The 15,248-nt window shown below is 66.6% G+C and carries 13 protein-coding genes; 3 read left to right on the forward strand and 10 right to left on the reverse strand.

Annotated features, from left to right (window positions below; all coding sequences use genetic code 11):
- Positions 1-8: 8 nt before the first annotated feature.
- The 9 genes from G342_RS0111025 to G342_RS0111065 all read right to left on the reverse strand — a co-directional run bounded on the left by G342_RS0111025 (position 9) and on the right by G342_RS0111065 (position 9,634).
- Positions 9-962, reverse strand: coding sequence for an ABC transporter substrate-binding protein (locus G342_RS0111025; protein WP_018183198.1), 954 nt, complete (start codon positions 960-962; stop codon positions 9-11).
- A 122-nt stretch (positions 963-1,084) separates the two neighbouring features.
- The gene (locus G342_RS0111030; RefSeq protein WP_018183199.1) at positions 1,085-2,032 is read right to left on the reverse strand and encodes an ABC transporter permease; all 948 of its coding nucleotides are present in this window, start codon (positions 2,030-2,032) and stop codon (positions 1,085-1,087) included.
- The gene (locus G342_RS0111035) at positions 2,029-2,916 is read right to left on the reverse strand and encodes an ABC transporter permease (protein ID WP_425402221.1); all 888 of its coding nucleotides are present in this window, start codon (positions 2,914-2,916) and stop codon (positions 2,029-2,031) included. The genes G342_RS0111030 and G342_RS0111035 overlap by 4 nt, the downstream gene beginning before the upstream one ends.
- Positions 2,917-3,008: 92 nt before the next feature.
- Positions 3,009-4,499 carry a sugar ABC transporter ATP-binding protein gene (locus G342_RS0111040; protein ID WP_018183201.1) on the reverse strand — a complete coding sequence of 497 codons (1,491 nt, stop codon included), beginning with the start codon at positions 4,497-4,499 and terminating at the stop codon, positions 3,009-3,011.
- A gap of 140 nt (positions 4,500-4,639) precedes the next feature.
- Positions 4,640-5,653 carry an ABC transporter substrate-binding protein gene (locus tag G342_RS0111045; RefSeq protein WP_026304330.1) on the reverse strand — a complete coding sequence of 338 codons (1,014 nt, stop codon included), beginning with the start codon at positions 5,651-5,653 and terminating at the stop codon, positions 4,640-4,642.
- Positions 5,654-5,798: 145 nt separating this feature from the next.
- A complete protein-coding gene (locus G342_RS0111050) occupies positions 5,799-6,779 on the reverse strand; it encodes an ABC transporter ATP-binding protein (RefSeq protein WP_018183203.1) in 981 nt (326 codons plus the stop codon).
- The gene (locus tag G342_RS0111055; RefSeq protein ID WP_018183204.1) at positions 6,772-7,770 is read right to left on the reverse strand and encodes an ABC transporter ATP-binding protein; all 999 of its coding nucleotides are present in this window, start codon (positions 7,768-7,770) and stop codon (positions 6,772-6,774) included. The genes G342_RS0111050 and G342_RS0111055 overlap by 8 nt, the downstream gene beginning before the upstream one ends.
- On the reverse strand, positions 7,767-8,720 hold the full coding sequence (locus G342_RS0111060; protein ID WP_018183205.1) for an ABC transporter permease: 954 nt from the start codon (positions 8,718-8,720) through the stop codon (positions 7,767-7,769). Before G342_RS0111060 ends, G342_RS0111055 begins: the two co-directional genes overlap by 4 nt.
- Positions 8,717-9,634, reverse strand: coding sequence for an ABC transporter permease (locus G342_RS0111065; RefSeq protein ID WP_018183206.1), 918 nt, complete (start codon positions 9,632-9,634; stop codon positions 8,717-8,719). The genes G342_RS0111060 and G342_RS0111065 overlap by 4 nt, the downstream gene beginning before the upstream one ends.
- Positions 9,635-10,001: 367 nt before the next feature.
- Between G342_RS0111065 and G342_RS0111070 the strand changes: the two genes are divergently transcribed.
- On the forward strand, positions 10,002-11,513 hold the full coding sequence (locus G342_RS0111070; protein ID WP_018183207.1) for an ABC transporter substrate-binding protein: 1,512 nt from the start codon (positions 10,002-10,004) through the stop codon (positions 11,511-11,513).
- A gap of 94 nt (positions 11,514-11,607) precedes the next feature.
- On the opposite strand, the gene G342_RS0111075 is transcribed toward G342_RS0111070, so the two are convergent.
- Positions 11,608-12,282, reverse strand: coding sequence for a GntR family transcriptional regulator (locus G342_RS0111075; protein WP_018183208.1), 675 nt, complete (start codon positions 12,280-12,282; stop codon positions 11,608-11,610).
- 461 nt (positions 12,283-12,743) lie between these two features.
- Here G342_RS0111075 and G342_RS0111080 point away from each other — a divergent pair, with 461 nt between their 5' ends.
- Together G342_RS0111080 and G342_RS0111085 are read left to right on the forward strand one after the other, a co-directional pair.
- A complete protein-coding gene (locus G342_RS0111080) occupies positions 12,744-14,063 on the forward strand; it encodes an aminotransferase family protein (protein WP_026304333.1) in 1,320 nt (439 codons plus the stop codon).
- Between the two features lie 198 nt (positions 14,064-14,261).
- Positions 14,262-15,218, forward strand: a complete 957-nt coding sequence (locus tag G342_RS0111085; RefSeq protein WP_018183210.1) for a TRAP transporter substrate-binding protein — start codon at positions 14,262-14,264, stop codon at positions 15,216-15,218.
- Positions 15,219-15,248 lie beyond the last annotated feature (30 nt).

Genomic DNA, 15,248 nt, shown 5'->3' on the forward strand with positions numbered 1-15,248 from the left:
TTCCTGGATTACTTGATGACCTTGGTCGCGCGGTCGACGACCGACTTCGGCAGCGTCAGGCCGATCTTCTCGGCCGCGGCCGGGTTGATCACGAGGTCGGTGCCGGCGGCGACGTTGATGTCGATGTCGCCCGGCTTCTCGCCGTTCAGGATGCGGACGACGATGGCGCCCGTCTGCTTGCCGACGTCATAGTAGTTGAAGCCGAGTGCTGCGACGGCGCCGCGCGAGACCGAGTCGGTGTCGGCGGTGAAAAGCGGCAGCTTGCTCTCGATCGCGACGGTGACCGCCGATTCCAGTGCCGAGACGATGGTGTTGTCGGTCGGCACGTAGATGGCGTCGACGCGGCCGGCGAGCGCGCGGGCAGCGTTCTGCACTTCCGACGAGCGGGTCGCGGCCGACTCGACCACGGCGATGCCCTGTTCGGCGCCATACTTCTTCAAGAGCTCGACCAGCGTGACCGAGTTGGTCTCGCCCGGATTGAACAGCACGCCGATGGTCTTCACCGACGGCAGGATCTCCTTGATCAGCGCGACGTGATCGGCAACCGGCGACAGGTCGGAAAGACCGGTGACGTTGCCGCCCGGCTTCTGCAGCTGCTTGACGAGCTGCGCGCCGACGGGATCGGTGACGGCGGAGAAGACGACCGGGATGTCGCGCGTGCCGGAGACGACGGCCTGGGCCGACGGCGTCGAGATCGGCACGATGACGTCCGGGCCGTTGCCGATGAACTGGCGGGCGATCTGGGCGGCGGTGCCGGGATTGCCCTGCGCCGACTCGTAGTTGTAGGTCAGGTTCTCGCCGACCTTGAAGCCGGCTTCGCCGAGCGCGTCCTTGACGCCGTCGCGCACGGCGTCCAGCGCCGGATGCTCGACGATGGCGGTGACATCGACGGTGACGTCGCGTGCGAGGGCCGGCTGGACGAAGGCGAGGGTCGCGATCGCGGCGGCAGTCAGGAACTTCATCAATTGGCCCCCCTTGGTGGCTTTTTAGAATTTGTTTGTTCGGTCAAAAGGTGAAACCAGCCCCCGGCGGAGATGTCAACATCGATGCCGGCCGGCTGGGGCGGCGGACAAGTGGTGTGGCCTCAGCGCAGGGCTTTCTGTCCCCCTGCCGCCGTGATGACGCCGACGATGATCAGCCCGGTCAGGAGCAGGCGGACACCGGCGCTGACACCGAAGGTGTTCAGCATGGTGAGGAGCAGGACGAGGAAGAGCGCCGCGCCCCAGATGCCGGGCACATTGGCCTTGCCGCCGGCGACCGAGGTGCCGCCGATGACGACGACCGCGATCGAGCTGAGGAGATATTCATTGCCGATATCGACGCTGGCGCCGCGGAAATAGCCTGCGAGCAGGGCGCCGTTGATGCCGCCGAGCGCGCCGGAGAGCGTGTAGGTAAAGAAGCGGATGCGCTCGACCGGGATGCCGGCAAGCCAGGCCGCGCGCATGTTCTGGCCGATCGCCAGCACCGAGCGGCCATAGATCATCCTCTGCAGCGCGATGCCGGCGAGGAAGGCGAAGATGGCGCCACCGATGGCGAGGATCGGCACGCCGAAGAACTGGATGTTGGTGAAATCGGCGAAGGCCGGCGGCGGCTTGATCTGCAGGCCGCGGCCATAGGCGATGTCGATCGACAGCACGATGAAGCTCGACGACAGCGTGGCGATGATCGGCGGAATGCGCAGCGCCCGGATCAGCAGATAGTTGAACGCGCCGACCGCCATGCCGCTCGCCAGCGCCGCGATCAAGCCGACGGCGATCATCGAATTGCTGCCGCCCATCACCTTCATGGCGACGGCGCTGGCGAGGCCGATATTGGCCGGCAGCGACAGGTCGACATTGCCGGGGCCGAGCGTGATGACGAACATCTGGCCGATGCCGACGATCACCATGAAGACGGCGAGCGACAGCGCCGCCGTGATCATACCGCCAGCGCCATAGCCGCCGGTGAAGGTGATGGCGGCGAGCCAGACGATGAGTGCGCCGATATAGGACCAGATCCAGGGGCGGGCGAGGAGGGTTCGGATCGCGCTCACCGGTCTCCCTCCCGGCGGCTGATCAGCGCGCGTGCCGCGAGAACGATGATCAGGATGGCGCCGTTCGCCGCCACCTGCCAGTCGGGCGGGATATGCATGAAGGTCAAAAGCGGCGAGGCGGCCAGCGCCAGCGTCAGCGCGCCGATGACGGCGCCGATCGGCGAGACGCGGCCACCGACGAATTCGCCGCCGCCGAGAATGACGCCGGCGATCGCCAGCAGCGTGTAGCCATTGCCGAGATTGGCGTCGGCCGAAGTGGTGATGCCGACCAGTGCCATGCCCGACAGCACGCCGAACACGCCGGTCAGCGCGAACATCGTGACCTTGGTCTTGAGGATCGACCAGCCGGCGCGCCGGATCGCCTGGGCGTTGCCGCCGGTGCCGCGCAGTACCGCGCCATAGGAGGTCCGCATCAGTCCGAAATGCACGACCAGGCCGATGACGATGGCGGCGATGATCGGGAAGGGCACGAAGGGCGGCTTCAGGCTCATGAAGGCCTGCAGCCAGTCCGGTGCCTTGCCGCCCGGCTTCGGCAGCATCAGGATCGCCAGGCCCTGCCAGACGAAGCTCATGCCGAGGGTGACGACGATCGACGGCAGGTTGCGCAGGTGGATCAGCGCGCCGAGCGCCGCATAGACGCCGATCGAGCCGAGCAGGACGACGATGCCCAACAGCGGCGCATCGCGCAGCCAGGTGGCGGTGACGCAAGCGACGAAGCCGACAAACGTGCCGATCGATAGGTCGAGCTCGTTGACAGTGATGACGAACATCTGGGCGATGGTGGCGAGCGCGATCGGGATCGCCAGGTTCAGCATCAGCGAGAAGCCGAAATAGCTGATCGCCCGCGGGTTCAACCAGGCGATGGCGATCAGGATCAGCGTCATCGACAGCGCCGGCAGCAGCGCGCGCAGCAGGCGGGCGAAGGCGGGTGAGCGGAAGCCCGAGCGGGACAACGTTTCGGCGGAGGCGGCAGAGCTCACGATGCGCGCTCCCGGGCCCGGTCGCCGGCCTCCTCGAACGATGACTGGATCACCTTTTCCTCGGTCAGTTCGCTATGGGCGAGGTCGGCGACGATGCGGCCGTTGCGGAAGACGTAGACGTGGTCGCAATGGCTCAGCTCGTCCATCTCCGTCGTGTACCAAAGGAAGGTGCGGCCCTTGCCCGCCTCGGCCCGGATCAGGTCGTAGACCTCGAGCTTGGTGCCGATGTCGACGCCGCGCATCGGGTCGTCCATCAGGATGATGCGGGCATCGGAGCCGAGCGCCCGGGCAAACAGCACCTTCTGCTGGTTGCCGCCCGAGAGCGACAGGATGTTGTTGTCGAGGTCCGGCGTCCGGATGCCGATCTTCGCCTGCCAGGCGCGGGCGAGCGCCTGTTCGCGCTCGGCCGACAGCAGCCAGCCGCGCTTGAGACCGGCGAGCGAGCGGATGCCGATGTTCTGCGCGATCGACCAGAGCGGGAAGATGCCGTCGGTCTGGCGGTCGCCCGCCACGAGCGCGACGGGATCGTCGATTTCGACGCCGGGGCGGCGATGGGTCGAGGCGCCGTAGATGTCGAGCAGCAGGCGGGTCTGGCCATGGCCGGCAAGGCCGGCGAGGCCGATGATCTCGCCGGCATGGGCGACGAGTTCGGCCGAGCCCTGCTGGTTGCGCGGCCGGGCCCGCACCTTGACCGGGGTCTGGCCGCGCGTCCGCGCGCGCGTCGCCGTGTCGCCGTCGCGATGACGGGCGCCGCCCATGGTGCCGACCAGCCGGTCGCGATCGAAGGACGATGCGGTGTCGCTCGCCACGACGCGGCCGTCGCGCATGACGACGACGCGGTCGCAGGTCGACAGGATCTCGCCCAGGACATGCGAGATCAGGATGGTGCTGATGCCCTGCTGGCGCGCCCGCCCGATAAAGGCGAGCAACTGCCCGGCGGTGTGGGCGTCGAGCGACGAAGTCGGTTCGTCGAGGATGACCAGCCGCAGCGGCTCGTCGGTGACGGTGAAGGCGCGCGCCACCTCGACCATCTGGCGCTGGCCGATCGCCAGGTCGCCGACGACGTCGGAAGGGTCAATGCCGTGGCCGGGAAAGATCTCGTCGAGCTTGGCGCGGATCAACGCCGTTGAGCGCTGTCGCCAGCCCGGCCCCTTGAGGGCTGCATGGCTGATGCGCGTGTTCTCCGTCACCGTCAGGTTCGGGCAGAGCGACAGCTCCTGGAACACGCAGCGTATGCCGAGTTTTTGCGCCCGCGCGACGGAGTACGCGGTTTCGAGCGTCCCGCCGATGGCGATCGTGCCGCGGTCGGGCGTGCCGGTTCCGGCCAGGATATGCATCAGCGTCGACTTGCCGGCGCCATTATGACCGACCAGCCCGACGCATTCGCCGGCGCCGACGACAAGGTCGACGCCGTCCAGGGCCCGAACGGCGCCGAAATGCCTTTCGACGCCGTCCAGTTTCACGATGACAGGGCTACCCTCGGACATTCCAACCCGCATTCAACCAGATGGTAGGAGGGCAGCTAGGGCCTTTCACCGCTTCATGGAAACGGTGGAAGGCTCTACCACTTGCCGGGTCGCGTTTCCTTCACGCGAACCGCCTCGCTCGAAAACGGCTCCCGCGCCGGCTACTTGATGTTCGCCTTGATGGCTTCGATCGCGTCGGCCTGGGTGTATTCATGCGTGGCGACGCCGCCCTCGGGGATGTTCGGCAGGGCTGCCTCGAAGTCTTCCTGCGTGAAGGCGAGATACGGCACCAGCAGGTCGTGCGGGATGTCCGTGCGGCCGTCGAGCACCTGCTGGGCGACCCAGAAGGCGAGCGAGGAGACGCCCGGTGCGATCGAGGCGGACCAGGTCTGGTAGCCGTCCTTGGCCTTCTGCTCCTTCCACCAGGCGAGCTCGTCCTGGCGGTTGCCGAGGATGATGGTCGGACGCGGCTTGCCGGCGGCGGCGAAGGCCTGCGCCGCGCCATAGCCGTCACCGCCCTGGTCGACGACGCCGACGATGTCGGGCAGCGAGGGCAGCACGGTGGCGACGGCCTTCTGCGCCGTCGTCTGGTCCCAGTTGCCGGTGACCGAATTGACGATCTTGAACTGCGGGTTCGCGGCGATGCCTTCGAGGATACCGGCGTGGATCTCCTCGTCGATCGAGGTGCCGGCGAGGCCGCGGATCTCGAGCAGATTGCCGCCCTTCGGCTGGAACTTCGCCATCTGGGTGACCTGTTCCTTGCCCATCGCCTTGAAGTCGACGACGACGCGATAGGCGCAGGGCTCGGTGACGATGCCGTCGAAGGAGACGACGACGATGCCGGCGTCGCAGGCCTGCTTGACGGCGCCGTTCAGCGCGTCCGGCGAGCCGGCATTGATGACGATGGCGTCATAGCCCTGCAGGATCAGGTTCTGGATCTGCGCCGCCTGGGTCGGCACTTCCTGGTCGGCGGTGGTGAACACGTCCGACGCGGCGACGATGCCGTCGGCGACGGCCTTCTTGGTGATGATGTCGTAGCTCTTCAGCATCGCCTGCCGCCAGGAATTGCCGGCGTAATTGTTGGAGAAGGCGATCTTCTTGGCCGACGTATCGGCATGGGCGGCACCGGCCAGCAACAGCAGGGCGAGCGCACCCACTACGGGTGATTTTCTCATGTCTCAGTCCTCCCAAGAGCCGGCCGCTTGTCGGGCCTTATGTCCATGGCTCCTATCGGAGGCTGGCATAGCCGGAATGACCGGTCAATCGGATTGCTGAGCCAGGAAAGCCCCGCGCCGCGCGGCTTTGCCGGGCCGGTGCCGTTCAGGCATTCCAGCAGGCGGCGAGATGGGCCGGCGCCTTGGCGACCAGCGGCGGCGCCTCGCGGCGGCACTGCTCGGTCGCGAGCGGGCAGCGCGGCGCGAAACGGCAGCCGGCGGAGGGGATCGCGCCCAGCTCGCCGCGGATCGTGGTTTGTCTCGCGCGGCGATGGAGCGGGTCGGGCACCGGCACGGCGTCGAGCAGCGCCCGCGTATAGGGGTGGATCGGCGTGGCGTAGAGATCGTCGCGCGCGCTCATCTCGACGATCCGGCCGGCATAGACGACGGCGATGCGGTGCGAGACGTGGCGGACGATCGCCAGGTCATGCGCGATGAACAGATAGGAGACGCCGAGCTTCTCCTGCAGGTCGCGGAAGAGGTTGACGATCTGGGCCCGCACCGACACGTCGAGCGCCGAGACCGGCTCGTCGGCGACGATGAAGGCAGGCTCCATGGCGAGCGCGCGGGCGATGCCGATGCGCTGGCGCTGGCCGCCGGAGAAGGTGCCGGGGTGGCGCGCGCCGGCATCGGCCGGCAGGCCGACCAGATCGAGCAGCTCGGCGACGCGGGCATGCGCCTCGGAGCCGCTGGCGATGCCGTGCACCAGCAGCGGCTCGGCAATGATGTCGGCGACCCGCATGCGCGGGTTGAGGCTGGCATAGGGGTCCTGCATCACCGCCTGGATATGGCGGCGCATGCGGCGCATCTCGCCGCCCGAAAGGTTGGAGATGTCCCTGCCGTGGAAGACGGCGCGGCCGGAGGACAGCGGCACGCGGCCGAGAAGGGCGCGGCCGATCGTGCTCTTGCCGGAGCCGCTTTCGCCGACGATGCCCAGCGTTTCGCCGCGACCGATCGAAAAGCTGACATCCTCGACGGCGCGGAACGGCGCCGGCTTCCTGTGCCAGAAGGCGGCGCGCGGCACCGGATAGCTAACGGAGAGGCCGACGGCCTCGATCAGCGGCGCGGCGTGGGTCTCGCTAGACATGCGCCGTCTCCGGGCGGGTGGTGACGGGCGGGGGTTCGGGGTGCCAGCACAGCACGCTGCGGCCGGTGTCCGGATGGGACATCGGCGGTTCGACGACGCAGGTGGCGTCGGCGCGCGGGCAGCGCAGGCGGAAGGCGCAGCCGGCCGGCAGATCGGACGGGTCGGGCGGGCTGCCCTCGATGGTATCGAGCCGCTCCGGCAGGTCGCCGATCGCCGGCGTCGCCCTGAGCAGGCCCGCCGTGTAGGGATGGGCGGGGGCGGCGAACAGGCTCCAGACATCCGCCACTTCGACGATCCGGCCGGCATACATGACGGCGACGCGGTCGCAGAGCTCGGCGACGAGGCCGAGATCATGGGTGACGAGGACGATGGCGAGGCCAAGCCGGTCGCGCAGCTCGATCAGGAGATCGACGATCTGCGCCTGGATGGTGACGTCGAGCGCGGTGGTCGGCTCGTCGGCGACCAGTAGCGACGGGTCGGCGGCGAGGGCCATCGCGATCATGATGCGCTGGCGCATGCCGCCGGAAAACTGGTGCGGCAGATAGTTCAGCCGCGCCGCTGCATTCGGAATACCGACCAGCTCCAGCAATTCGAGGATGCGGGCGCGGGCCGCCGGACCCTTGAGGCCGCGATGCCGCGCCAGCACTTCGCCGATCTGGGTGCCGATCGGGAACAGCGGGTCCAGCGAGGTCATGGCGTCCTGGAACACCATGACGATGTCACGGCCGCGAAGGTCCTCCGCCTCGACGGCGCTGGCCAGCAGCGACTTGCCGCGCCAGCGAATGTCGCCGCTTTCGACGGCGCCGGGCGAATCCACCACGCCCATCACCGCCTGCATGGTGACGCTCTTGCCGGAGCCGCTCTCGCCGACGACGCCGAGCGTCTCGCCGGGATGGACCTGCAGCGTCACGCCGCGCACTGCCTGGATGCGGCCGCGTCGCGTCGTGAAGGAGACGACGAGATCGTCGATTTCGAGAAGCGGCGCGCTCATGCTTCGACCTTGCGCTCACGCATCTGGCGGCCGGCGGCCGAACGGGCAAAGCGCTTTTCGCGCTCCTGCGGATCGGCGGTGGTTCTGACCCAGGCGGCGAGCAGATTGGCGGACAGGATGGTGAGGGCGATCGCGGCGCCGGGGAAGGTCACCAGCCACCAGGCGCCGAAGATGTGATCCTTGCCGACCGCGATATCGAGGCCCCAGGAGGTCGCCGGCGGCTGGATGCCCATGCCGAGGAACGAAAGCGCCGCCTCGGCCAGGATGACGCGGGCGAATTCGAGGATCAGCAGCGTTGACAGCGGCGCGGCAAGGTTGGGCAGGATATGGACGAAGATGATGCGGGGGATCGAGCAGCCGACCAGTTCCGCCGCCTCGACATAGCCCTCGTTGCGGGTCGACTTGACGATGCCCCGCGTCATGCGCGCATAGACCATCCAGCCGCTGATCGACAGGATGACGACGACGGTCACCGGCGACGAACCCAGCACGGTCAACACCGTCAGCGCCAGCAGCAGGTCGGGGAACGACAGCTGCGTGTCGACCCAGCTCATGACGAAATTGTCGACCCTGCCGCCGACATAGGCGGCGACGAGGCCGATCGTCACCCCGAACGAGCCGGCGATGGCGACGACGCAGAGGCCGACGGTCAGCGAGGTGCGGGCGCCGTAGATGATGCGCGACAGCACGTCCCGGCCCAGATTGTCGGTGCCGAGGATATGCGACCAGCTGCCGCCCTCGAGCCAGAAGGGCGGATCGAGCCGCGCGCGCAACGCCTGCGTCGCCGGATCATGCGGGGCGACGAGCGGCGCGAAGATGGCCGCGAAAACCAGCAGCAGCAGGAACAGGGTGGAGAGCGCGGCGGGCTTGTCGCGCAGCAATTCGCGCAGCAGCTGCGCCGGAACGCTCGGCTTTTTCGCGGGTCTGCCGGTCATGGCGAGATCGGTCATGCGCTGACCCTCGGGTCGATCGCGCGGTGTGCTATGTCGAGGGCGATGTTGATGCAGACGGCCATGACCGCGACCGTGAAGACGACGGCCTGCAGCAGGATCAGGTCCTGGCGCTCGATCGACTGGATGACGGTGAGGCCGAGGCCGGGCCAGGCGAAGATCGACTCGACCACGACGACATTGCCGGCGAGCGCGCCGATGATCTCCCAGCCGGAAAGGGTCAGGATCGGCACCGAGGCGTTGCGCAGCGCATGTACGCCGACGACGCGGATCCGTTTCAGGCCTTTGGCCCGCACCACCTTGATATATTGCCGGTTCAGCTCGTCGATCATGGCGGTGCGCACCACCATGGCGAGACGGGCGAGCGAGGGCAGGGCCAGCGTGATCGCCGGCAGCACGATATGCGCCGGTGAGCGGGCGCCCGAGGTCGGCAGCCAGCCGAGCTTGACGCCGAACAGGATGATCAGGAGCAGGCCGAGCCAAAATTGCGGCATCGACAGGCCGGCCAGGCTGGCAACGACCGTGGTGCGGTCGACGATGCCGTCCGGCCGCAGCGCCGCGATGATGCCGAGCGGGATCGAGAGCAGGATCGCCGCGCCGATGCCGACGGCGGTCAGCAGGGCCGTCATCGGCAGGCGCTGCAGCACGATCTCCATCGCCGGCCGGCGCTGCCACAGACTGTCGCCGAAATTGAAGGTCAGCGTATCGCCTGCGAATTGCAGGAACTGTTCCAGGATCGGGCGGTCGAGGCCGAGCTGGCCGCGCAGGAGGTCGCGCTGCGCCTCGGTCGCCTCGACTGGCAGCATGACCTGGACGGGGTCGCCGATGATGCGGGTGACGAAGAAGACGATCGTCATGACGCCGAACACGACGACGACGCCGTGCAGCAGGCGGCGCAGGATGAAATCAGCCACGGGAGACACCCCCGGCGAGGCGGGTCGGCCGGCGTTCGGCCGCCTCCGGCTTCGGGGATTTCCCGGCTGACGGGGCTGCGCGTCGCGGCCGTTTCGCGCCTGGCGCCTGATTTTCCGGATAGGTCACGCGGGTTCTCCGATGGTCGCTCGTTCTAAGCCGCGGCCGACCAAGGGTCATGATACGTCGTTCTACTGTCAGGCTATAGGAGGAATTTTAGTTCCAAGAATCTCGTTTGCGCGGGAATTGTCTACTTGGAGTAATTTTCTAAGGGGGGCTTGTTTATTAGCATGGATAGACTTCACTCTTCACGTATCGCAAGTGCAACATCGCCTCCGTGTTAGACAACTCGCTGCTTGGGTGATTTTCATGAACTCGTTGCTGGACCTCAGGTCGACTCTCCGGCGCACGGCGCTGGCTTCGGTATCGGCGTTTGGCCTCCTGATGGCCGCTGCGGCCGGCGCTTCGGCGGCCGAGATCGTCGTGGCGATTGGTGCGGAGCCGACGACGCTCGACCCGCAGGCTCAGGACGATGGCCCGGAGCGGCTGGTCAACGACAATCTCTACGAGACGCTCTATGTGCGCGACGCCGAGGGCAATCTGAAGCCCGGCCTGGCCGAGGCGCTGCCGAAGCAGATCGACCCGCTCACCTGGGAGATCGTGGTCCGCGACGGCGTCAAGTTCCACAATGGCGAGCCGCTCGACGCCAAGGCCGTCGCCTTCAGCCTGAAGCGCATTGTCGACCCGGCCCTGAAGTCCGGGCAGTTCTCCTATGTCTCGACGATCAAGGACGCCGTGGCGGTCGATGCCCGTACCGTCCGCGTCACGACCGAAAAGCCCGATCCGGCGCTGACCGCGCGCCTTTACTGGCTGAAGATCGTGCCGCCGGCCTATGCCTCGGATCCGAACTTTGCCGCGCATCCGATCGGCTCCGGCCCGTTCAAGTTCGAGCGCTGGGACCGCGGTGAGGAGGTCGTTCTCAAGGCCAATCCCGATTATTGGGGCGAGAAGCCGAAGGTCGACGAGGTGACATTCCGCTTCATTCCGGACGCCAGCACGCGACTGGCCGGACTGATGTCGGGCGAAGTCGACCTGATCAACAATGTGGCGCCGGAATTCGTGCCGCAACTGCCGAAGGTCGCCAAGGTCGAAGGCCTCGAGCTGCCCTACATCGTCCTCAACGCCCGCGAGGGCTCGCCGATCGCCGACGCGCGCGTTCGCCAGGCGCTGCTCTATGCGATCAATCGCGAGGAGTTGGCCGAGGGCCTGTTCGAAGGCAATGCCAGCGTCGCCTCCGGCCAGCTGGCCGTGCCAACCGCCTTCGGCTTCAACGATGCGGTCAAGCCGTATCCGTATGATCCGGAGAAGGCGAAGGCCCTGCTGAAGGAAGCGGGCGCCGAAGGCCTCACGATCAATGTCGTTGGGCCCGGCGGTCGCTTCCTCAAGGATCGCGACACGGTCGAAGCCGTCGCCGCCTACTGGACGGCGCTCGGCCTCGACGTGAAGGTCCGCATTCCCGAGTGGAGCGACTATCTGGCGACGATCTTCAACAAGGATGTCCGCCCCGACATCTACTACTCGTCGAGCGCCAACGAGCTGTTCGACGTCGATCGCGCCATCACCGCCTACTACCACCCGTCGAGCCCGGGCGCGTCGAATGCCGACGCCGAGCTGGCCGAGTGGATCGACACCGCCCGCTTCGAGACCGATGTCGACAAGCGCAAGGCGCTCTACGCCAAGATCACCGAGCGGTCGTTCGACAAGGCCTATGTCAATTCGATCCTGCGGGTTCAGGACATTTACGGCCTGAGCGAGCGCATCGACTGGAAGCCGCGCGTCGACGGCAAGCTGTTCATCCAGGATGTCGTCGTCACCGAATAGGTGCCGGTTTCTCCATCGGATCCGATAATGCAAAAGGCCGGGGCGCATCGCGCTCCGGCCTTTTGTTTCTAGGGTCAGACGGATTGTGCCTCCGTCAGCGCATGCTTTCGATCAGCTCTTCGGCATCGGCGTCGGCATGCCGGTTTGCCAGCTGGAAGGCCGCCTCGGCGTCGCCGTTGCAGATGGCGTCGACCAGCGGCGCATGCAGCTCGATGATGTCGTGCGGATCGCTGTAGAAGCGGTCGGTCAGTCGCAGGAACATGCGGGTCTGGCCTTCGAGCCGGTTATAGATCTCCATCAGCCGGCGATGGCCCGAGATCTCGATCACAGTGCGGTGGAACTCGAAATCGAGCTCGACCAGCTTGGCCCGGTTGCCGGCCTCGGCAGCGGTGCGCATCGATTGCAGCAGCGCTTCCAGGGCCTTGCGTCCGCTATCGTCGATCCGTTTGGCGGCGAGGCGGGCGCCGAGCGATTCCAGCGCCTCGCGCAGCATCGAGATTTCGTAGACGTCGGCCTTTTCGACCGTAATGACGAAATTGCCGCGCCGCGGGCGGTATTCGACCAGTCCTTCGGCCTGCAGGAATTTCAGCGCGGCGCGGATGGTGCCCTGGCTGACGTTGAAGCGGTTGGCGAGATCCAGCTCGATCAGGCGGGCTCCGGGGCTGAGTTCGCCGTCGAGAATGGCCGCGCGCAGCGCTTCGCCGATCTCGGATTCGAGGCTCGCATGGGTGTCGCCGGAAACCAGCTTCTTGCTCTGGCGCGCCATCATAGACGACCTCCCGTCTTGCAGCGACGAGCGCTGGGTCGGCCGACCGTTATGCGGGCGCGAACGGCCGGAAACCGCTCCTGAGCGTCTGTCGGCGAGCCCGGGCCACCGCCCGCATCCCGCCGCATCGCCTGCCTTACCCCATGCCGGTTCCTCATGCGCCCAAGCCCGCTTCCAATGCTCATTCTGCCTGTCAGGCGTTGAAAACTAACAATAAACGATATTCCCACCACGACTAGGCCGGGAATTCTCTCGTCCCGCATCTTGAGCGCGATCGGCGATGCGCAGGGGCGGCGGCCTGGCCGATCGGCAATATCCTGTCCTTTTCGACGGTCATTTTATCAATAATCGATATTGACAGGGATGGCCACACACTGGATGTTGCGCGCCGCCATCCGGCGGCCCGCAGGGCTGCCAATCCAGCTGCCCTGAAATGGGTGGCGACCGCCCAGCAGGAGAGCCAGGTGTCGTCGATTTTTTCCCGGGACTATGCGACCGAGCTTCCGACCGCGGTCCGCGGCAGCGGCGTCTATCTCTATGACGCCGACGGCAAGTCCTATCTCGATGGCATGGGCAGCGCCGGCGTCATCGGCATCGGCCATGGCCGCACCGAGATCTACCAGGCGCTGGCGGCCGCCGGCGATGCCGTGACCTTCGCCTATTCGGCCCAGTTCACGACGCCCTGGCAGGAAGAATTCGGCAAATCGATCCTCTCCGTCGCGCCGAAGGGGATCGATTCGGTCTATTTCGTCTCGGGCGGCTCGGAGGCCAACGAGACGGCGCTGAAGCTCGCCCGCCAGTATCATCTCGAGCGCGGTGACACGCAGCGCCAGAAGATCATCTCGCGCTGGCAGAGCTATCACGGCGTGACCATCGCGACGCTGTCGCTGTCGGGTCGCACCAGCTGGCGCGCGCCCTATGCGCCCTACATGCTGCCGGTGATCCATATCGCGCCGCCCTACGAGTATCGCTGCGCCTATTGCAAGGATAAGGGCGGTTGCACGCTCGACTGCGCCGACGAGCTGGAGCGGGCGATCAACCTTGAAGGGCCGGAGACCGTCTCCGCCTTCTTCGCCGAGACGATCGTCGGCACCACCGCCTCCGGCCTGGTGCCGCGCCCGGATTACTACAAGCGTATCCGCGAGATCTGCGATCGCTACGGCATCCTGTTCGTCGCCGACGAAGTGCTGGCCGGCTATGGCCGCACCGGCCGACCGTTCGCGATCGAGGATTGGGACGTCGTGCCGGACATGATCACCTGCGGCAAGGCGATCGGCAGCGGCTACGCGCCGCTCGGTGCCGTGCTGATCAACGACAAGATCACCAATTTCTTCCGCGAGAGCCGCAAGCGCTTCGTGCATGGCTTCACCTATAGCGGCCATCCGACGTCCTGCTTCATCGGCCAGCAGGTTTTCGACATCATGTCGAAGGAGGGCCTGTTCACCCGCGCCGGCACCATCGGCAAGCATCTGCATGCCCGGCTGAACGACCTGCAGCAGCGCCATCCTTGTATTGGCGAAGTGCGCGGCCGCGGCCTCTATGGCGGCGTCGAATTCGTGGCCGACCGGGCGACGCGCGCGCCGTTCCCAGCCGAGAAGAACTTCACCTCGCGGCTGGTTTCCGGCATGAAGGAGCGCGGCGTCATCATCGGCGGCGGCGTGCCGGGCGCCAATTTCGGCCAGGGTGGCGACCACATCCAGATCACGCCGCCCTTCATCGTCAGCGAGGCCGAGATCGACCTACTCGTCGACGCGCTCGATGACACGATCGGCGAGATCGCCTGAGGCGCGCGACCGTCCATGGCCGGTGCTTGCCCGGATATCGGGCAGGGGCTTGCCGTCGAGACAGGCTTGCGAACTATCAATAATCAAGTATCGTTTCTTGAACCACGCACAAGCAACGGGACTGGATTGACTGCGCAGGCCGGCGCGTGCGCGCATGCGACGTGCCGGGATAACAAGAACCACTGAGGGGAATACAGGATGTTGAAGACGCTTCTTGCTGCCGTCTGTGTCGCAGCGATCACCACCGTCTCGGCCCATGCCGGCGTCACAATCCGCATCGGCGGCGCGGGTTCCGACGACAGCCCGGACACGAAGGCCATGCAGGTCTTCAAGGAGAAGATGGAAGCCGAGCTCGGCAGCGACGTCGCCATCGAGCTGTTTCCCGGTTCGCATCTCGGCACCGTCGACGAAATGGTCGAGCAGGTGAAGGGCGGCGTGCTCGAATGCATGTATGAGAGCGTCGGCGTTCTCGGCTCCTTCCATCCGGCCGCCAATGTCGAGGGCGTCGCCTATATCTACCGCGACGAAGACCATTTCTTCCGCATCTGGCGCGGCCCGGTCGGCCAGGAGGTCCTGGATTCGATCGCCAAGGACGCCGGCTTCCGCGTCGTCGGCCCGGCCTATCACGGCTTCCGCCAGTTCCTGGTGACCAAGCCCGCCGACAGCCTCGACGACCTGCAGGGCCGCAAGATCCGCGCGCCCGGCATCCCGGCCTATATCGAATCGATCCGCGCGCTTGGCGCCAATCCGGCGACCGTTGCCTTCGAGGAAGTCTACACGGCCGTGCAGCAGGGCGTCGTCGACGGTGTCGAGCAGCCGCTCTTCGCCATCCAGGACAAGCGCTTCTACGAAGTCGCCAAGCATCTGGTCATGACCAACCACATGGCCGAGACCATGGGCTTCATGTGCAATTCGGACTGGTACCAGGGCCAGGACGAGCGCGTCCGCGGCGCGATCAACGCCGCCGCCGATGCCAGCGCCGACTGGTACAAGGGCTACACCACCGAGGCCCAGGCCAAGGTGCTGGACAAGCTGGTCGCCGAGGGTGTCGTCGTGCACAAGCCGGACCTCGCACCCTTCATGGAGAAGGCCAAGGAGGCGAAGTACGATCCGGCGCTCGAGCCGATCATCGCCAAGTTCCGCGCGGTCCAGTAAGACCCGGCCCGCCGCCTCGGTGCGGCGGGC

Source organism: Kaistia granuli DSM 23481 (assembly GCF_000380505.1).
Taxonomy (GTDB): Bacteria; Pseudomonadota; Alphaproteobacteria; order Rhizobiales; family Kaistiaceae; genus Kaistia; species Kaistia granuli.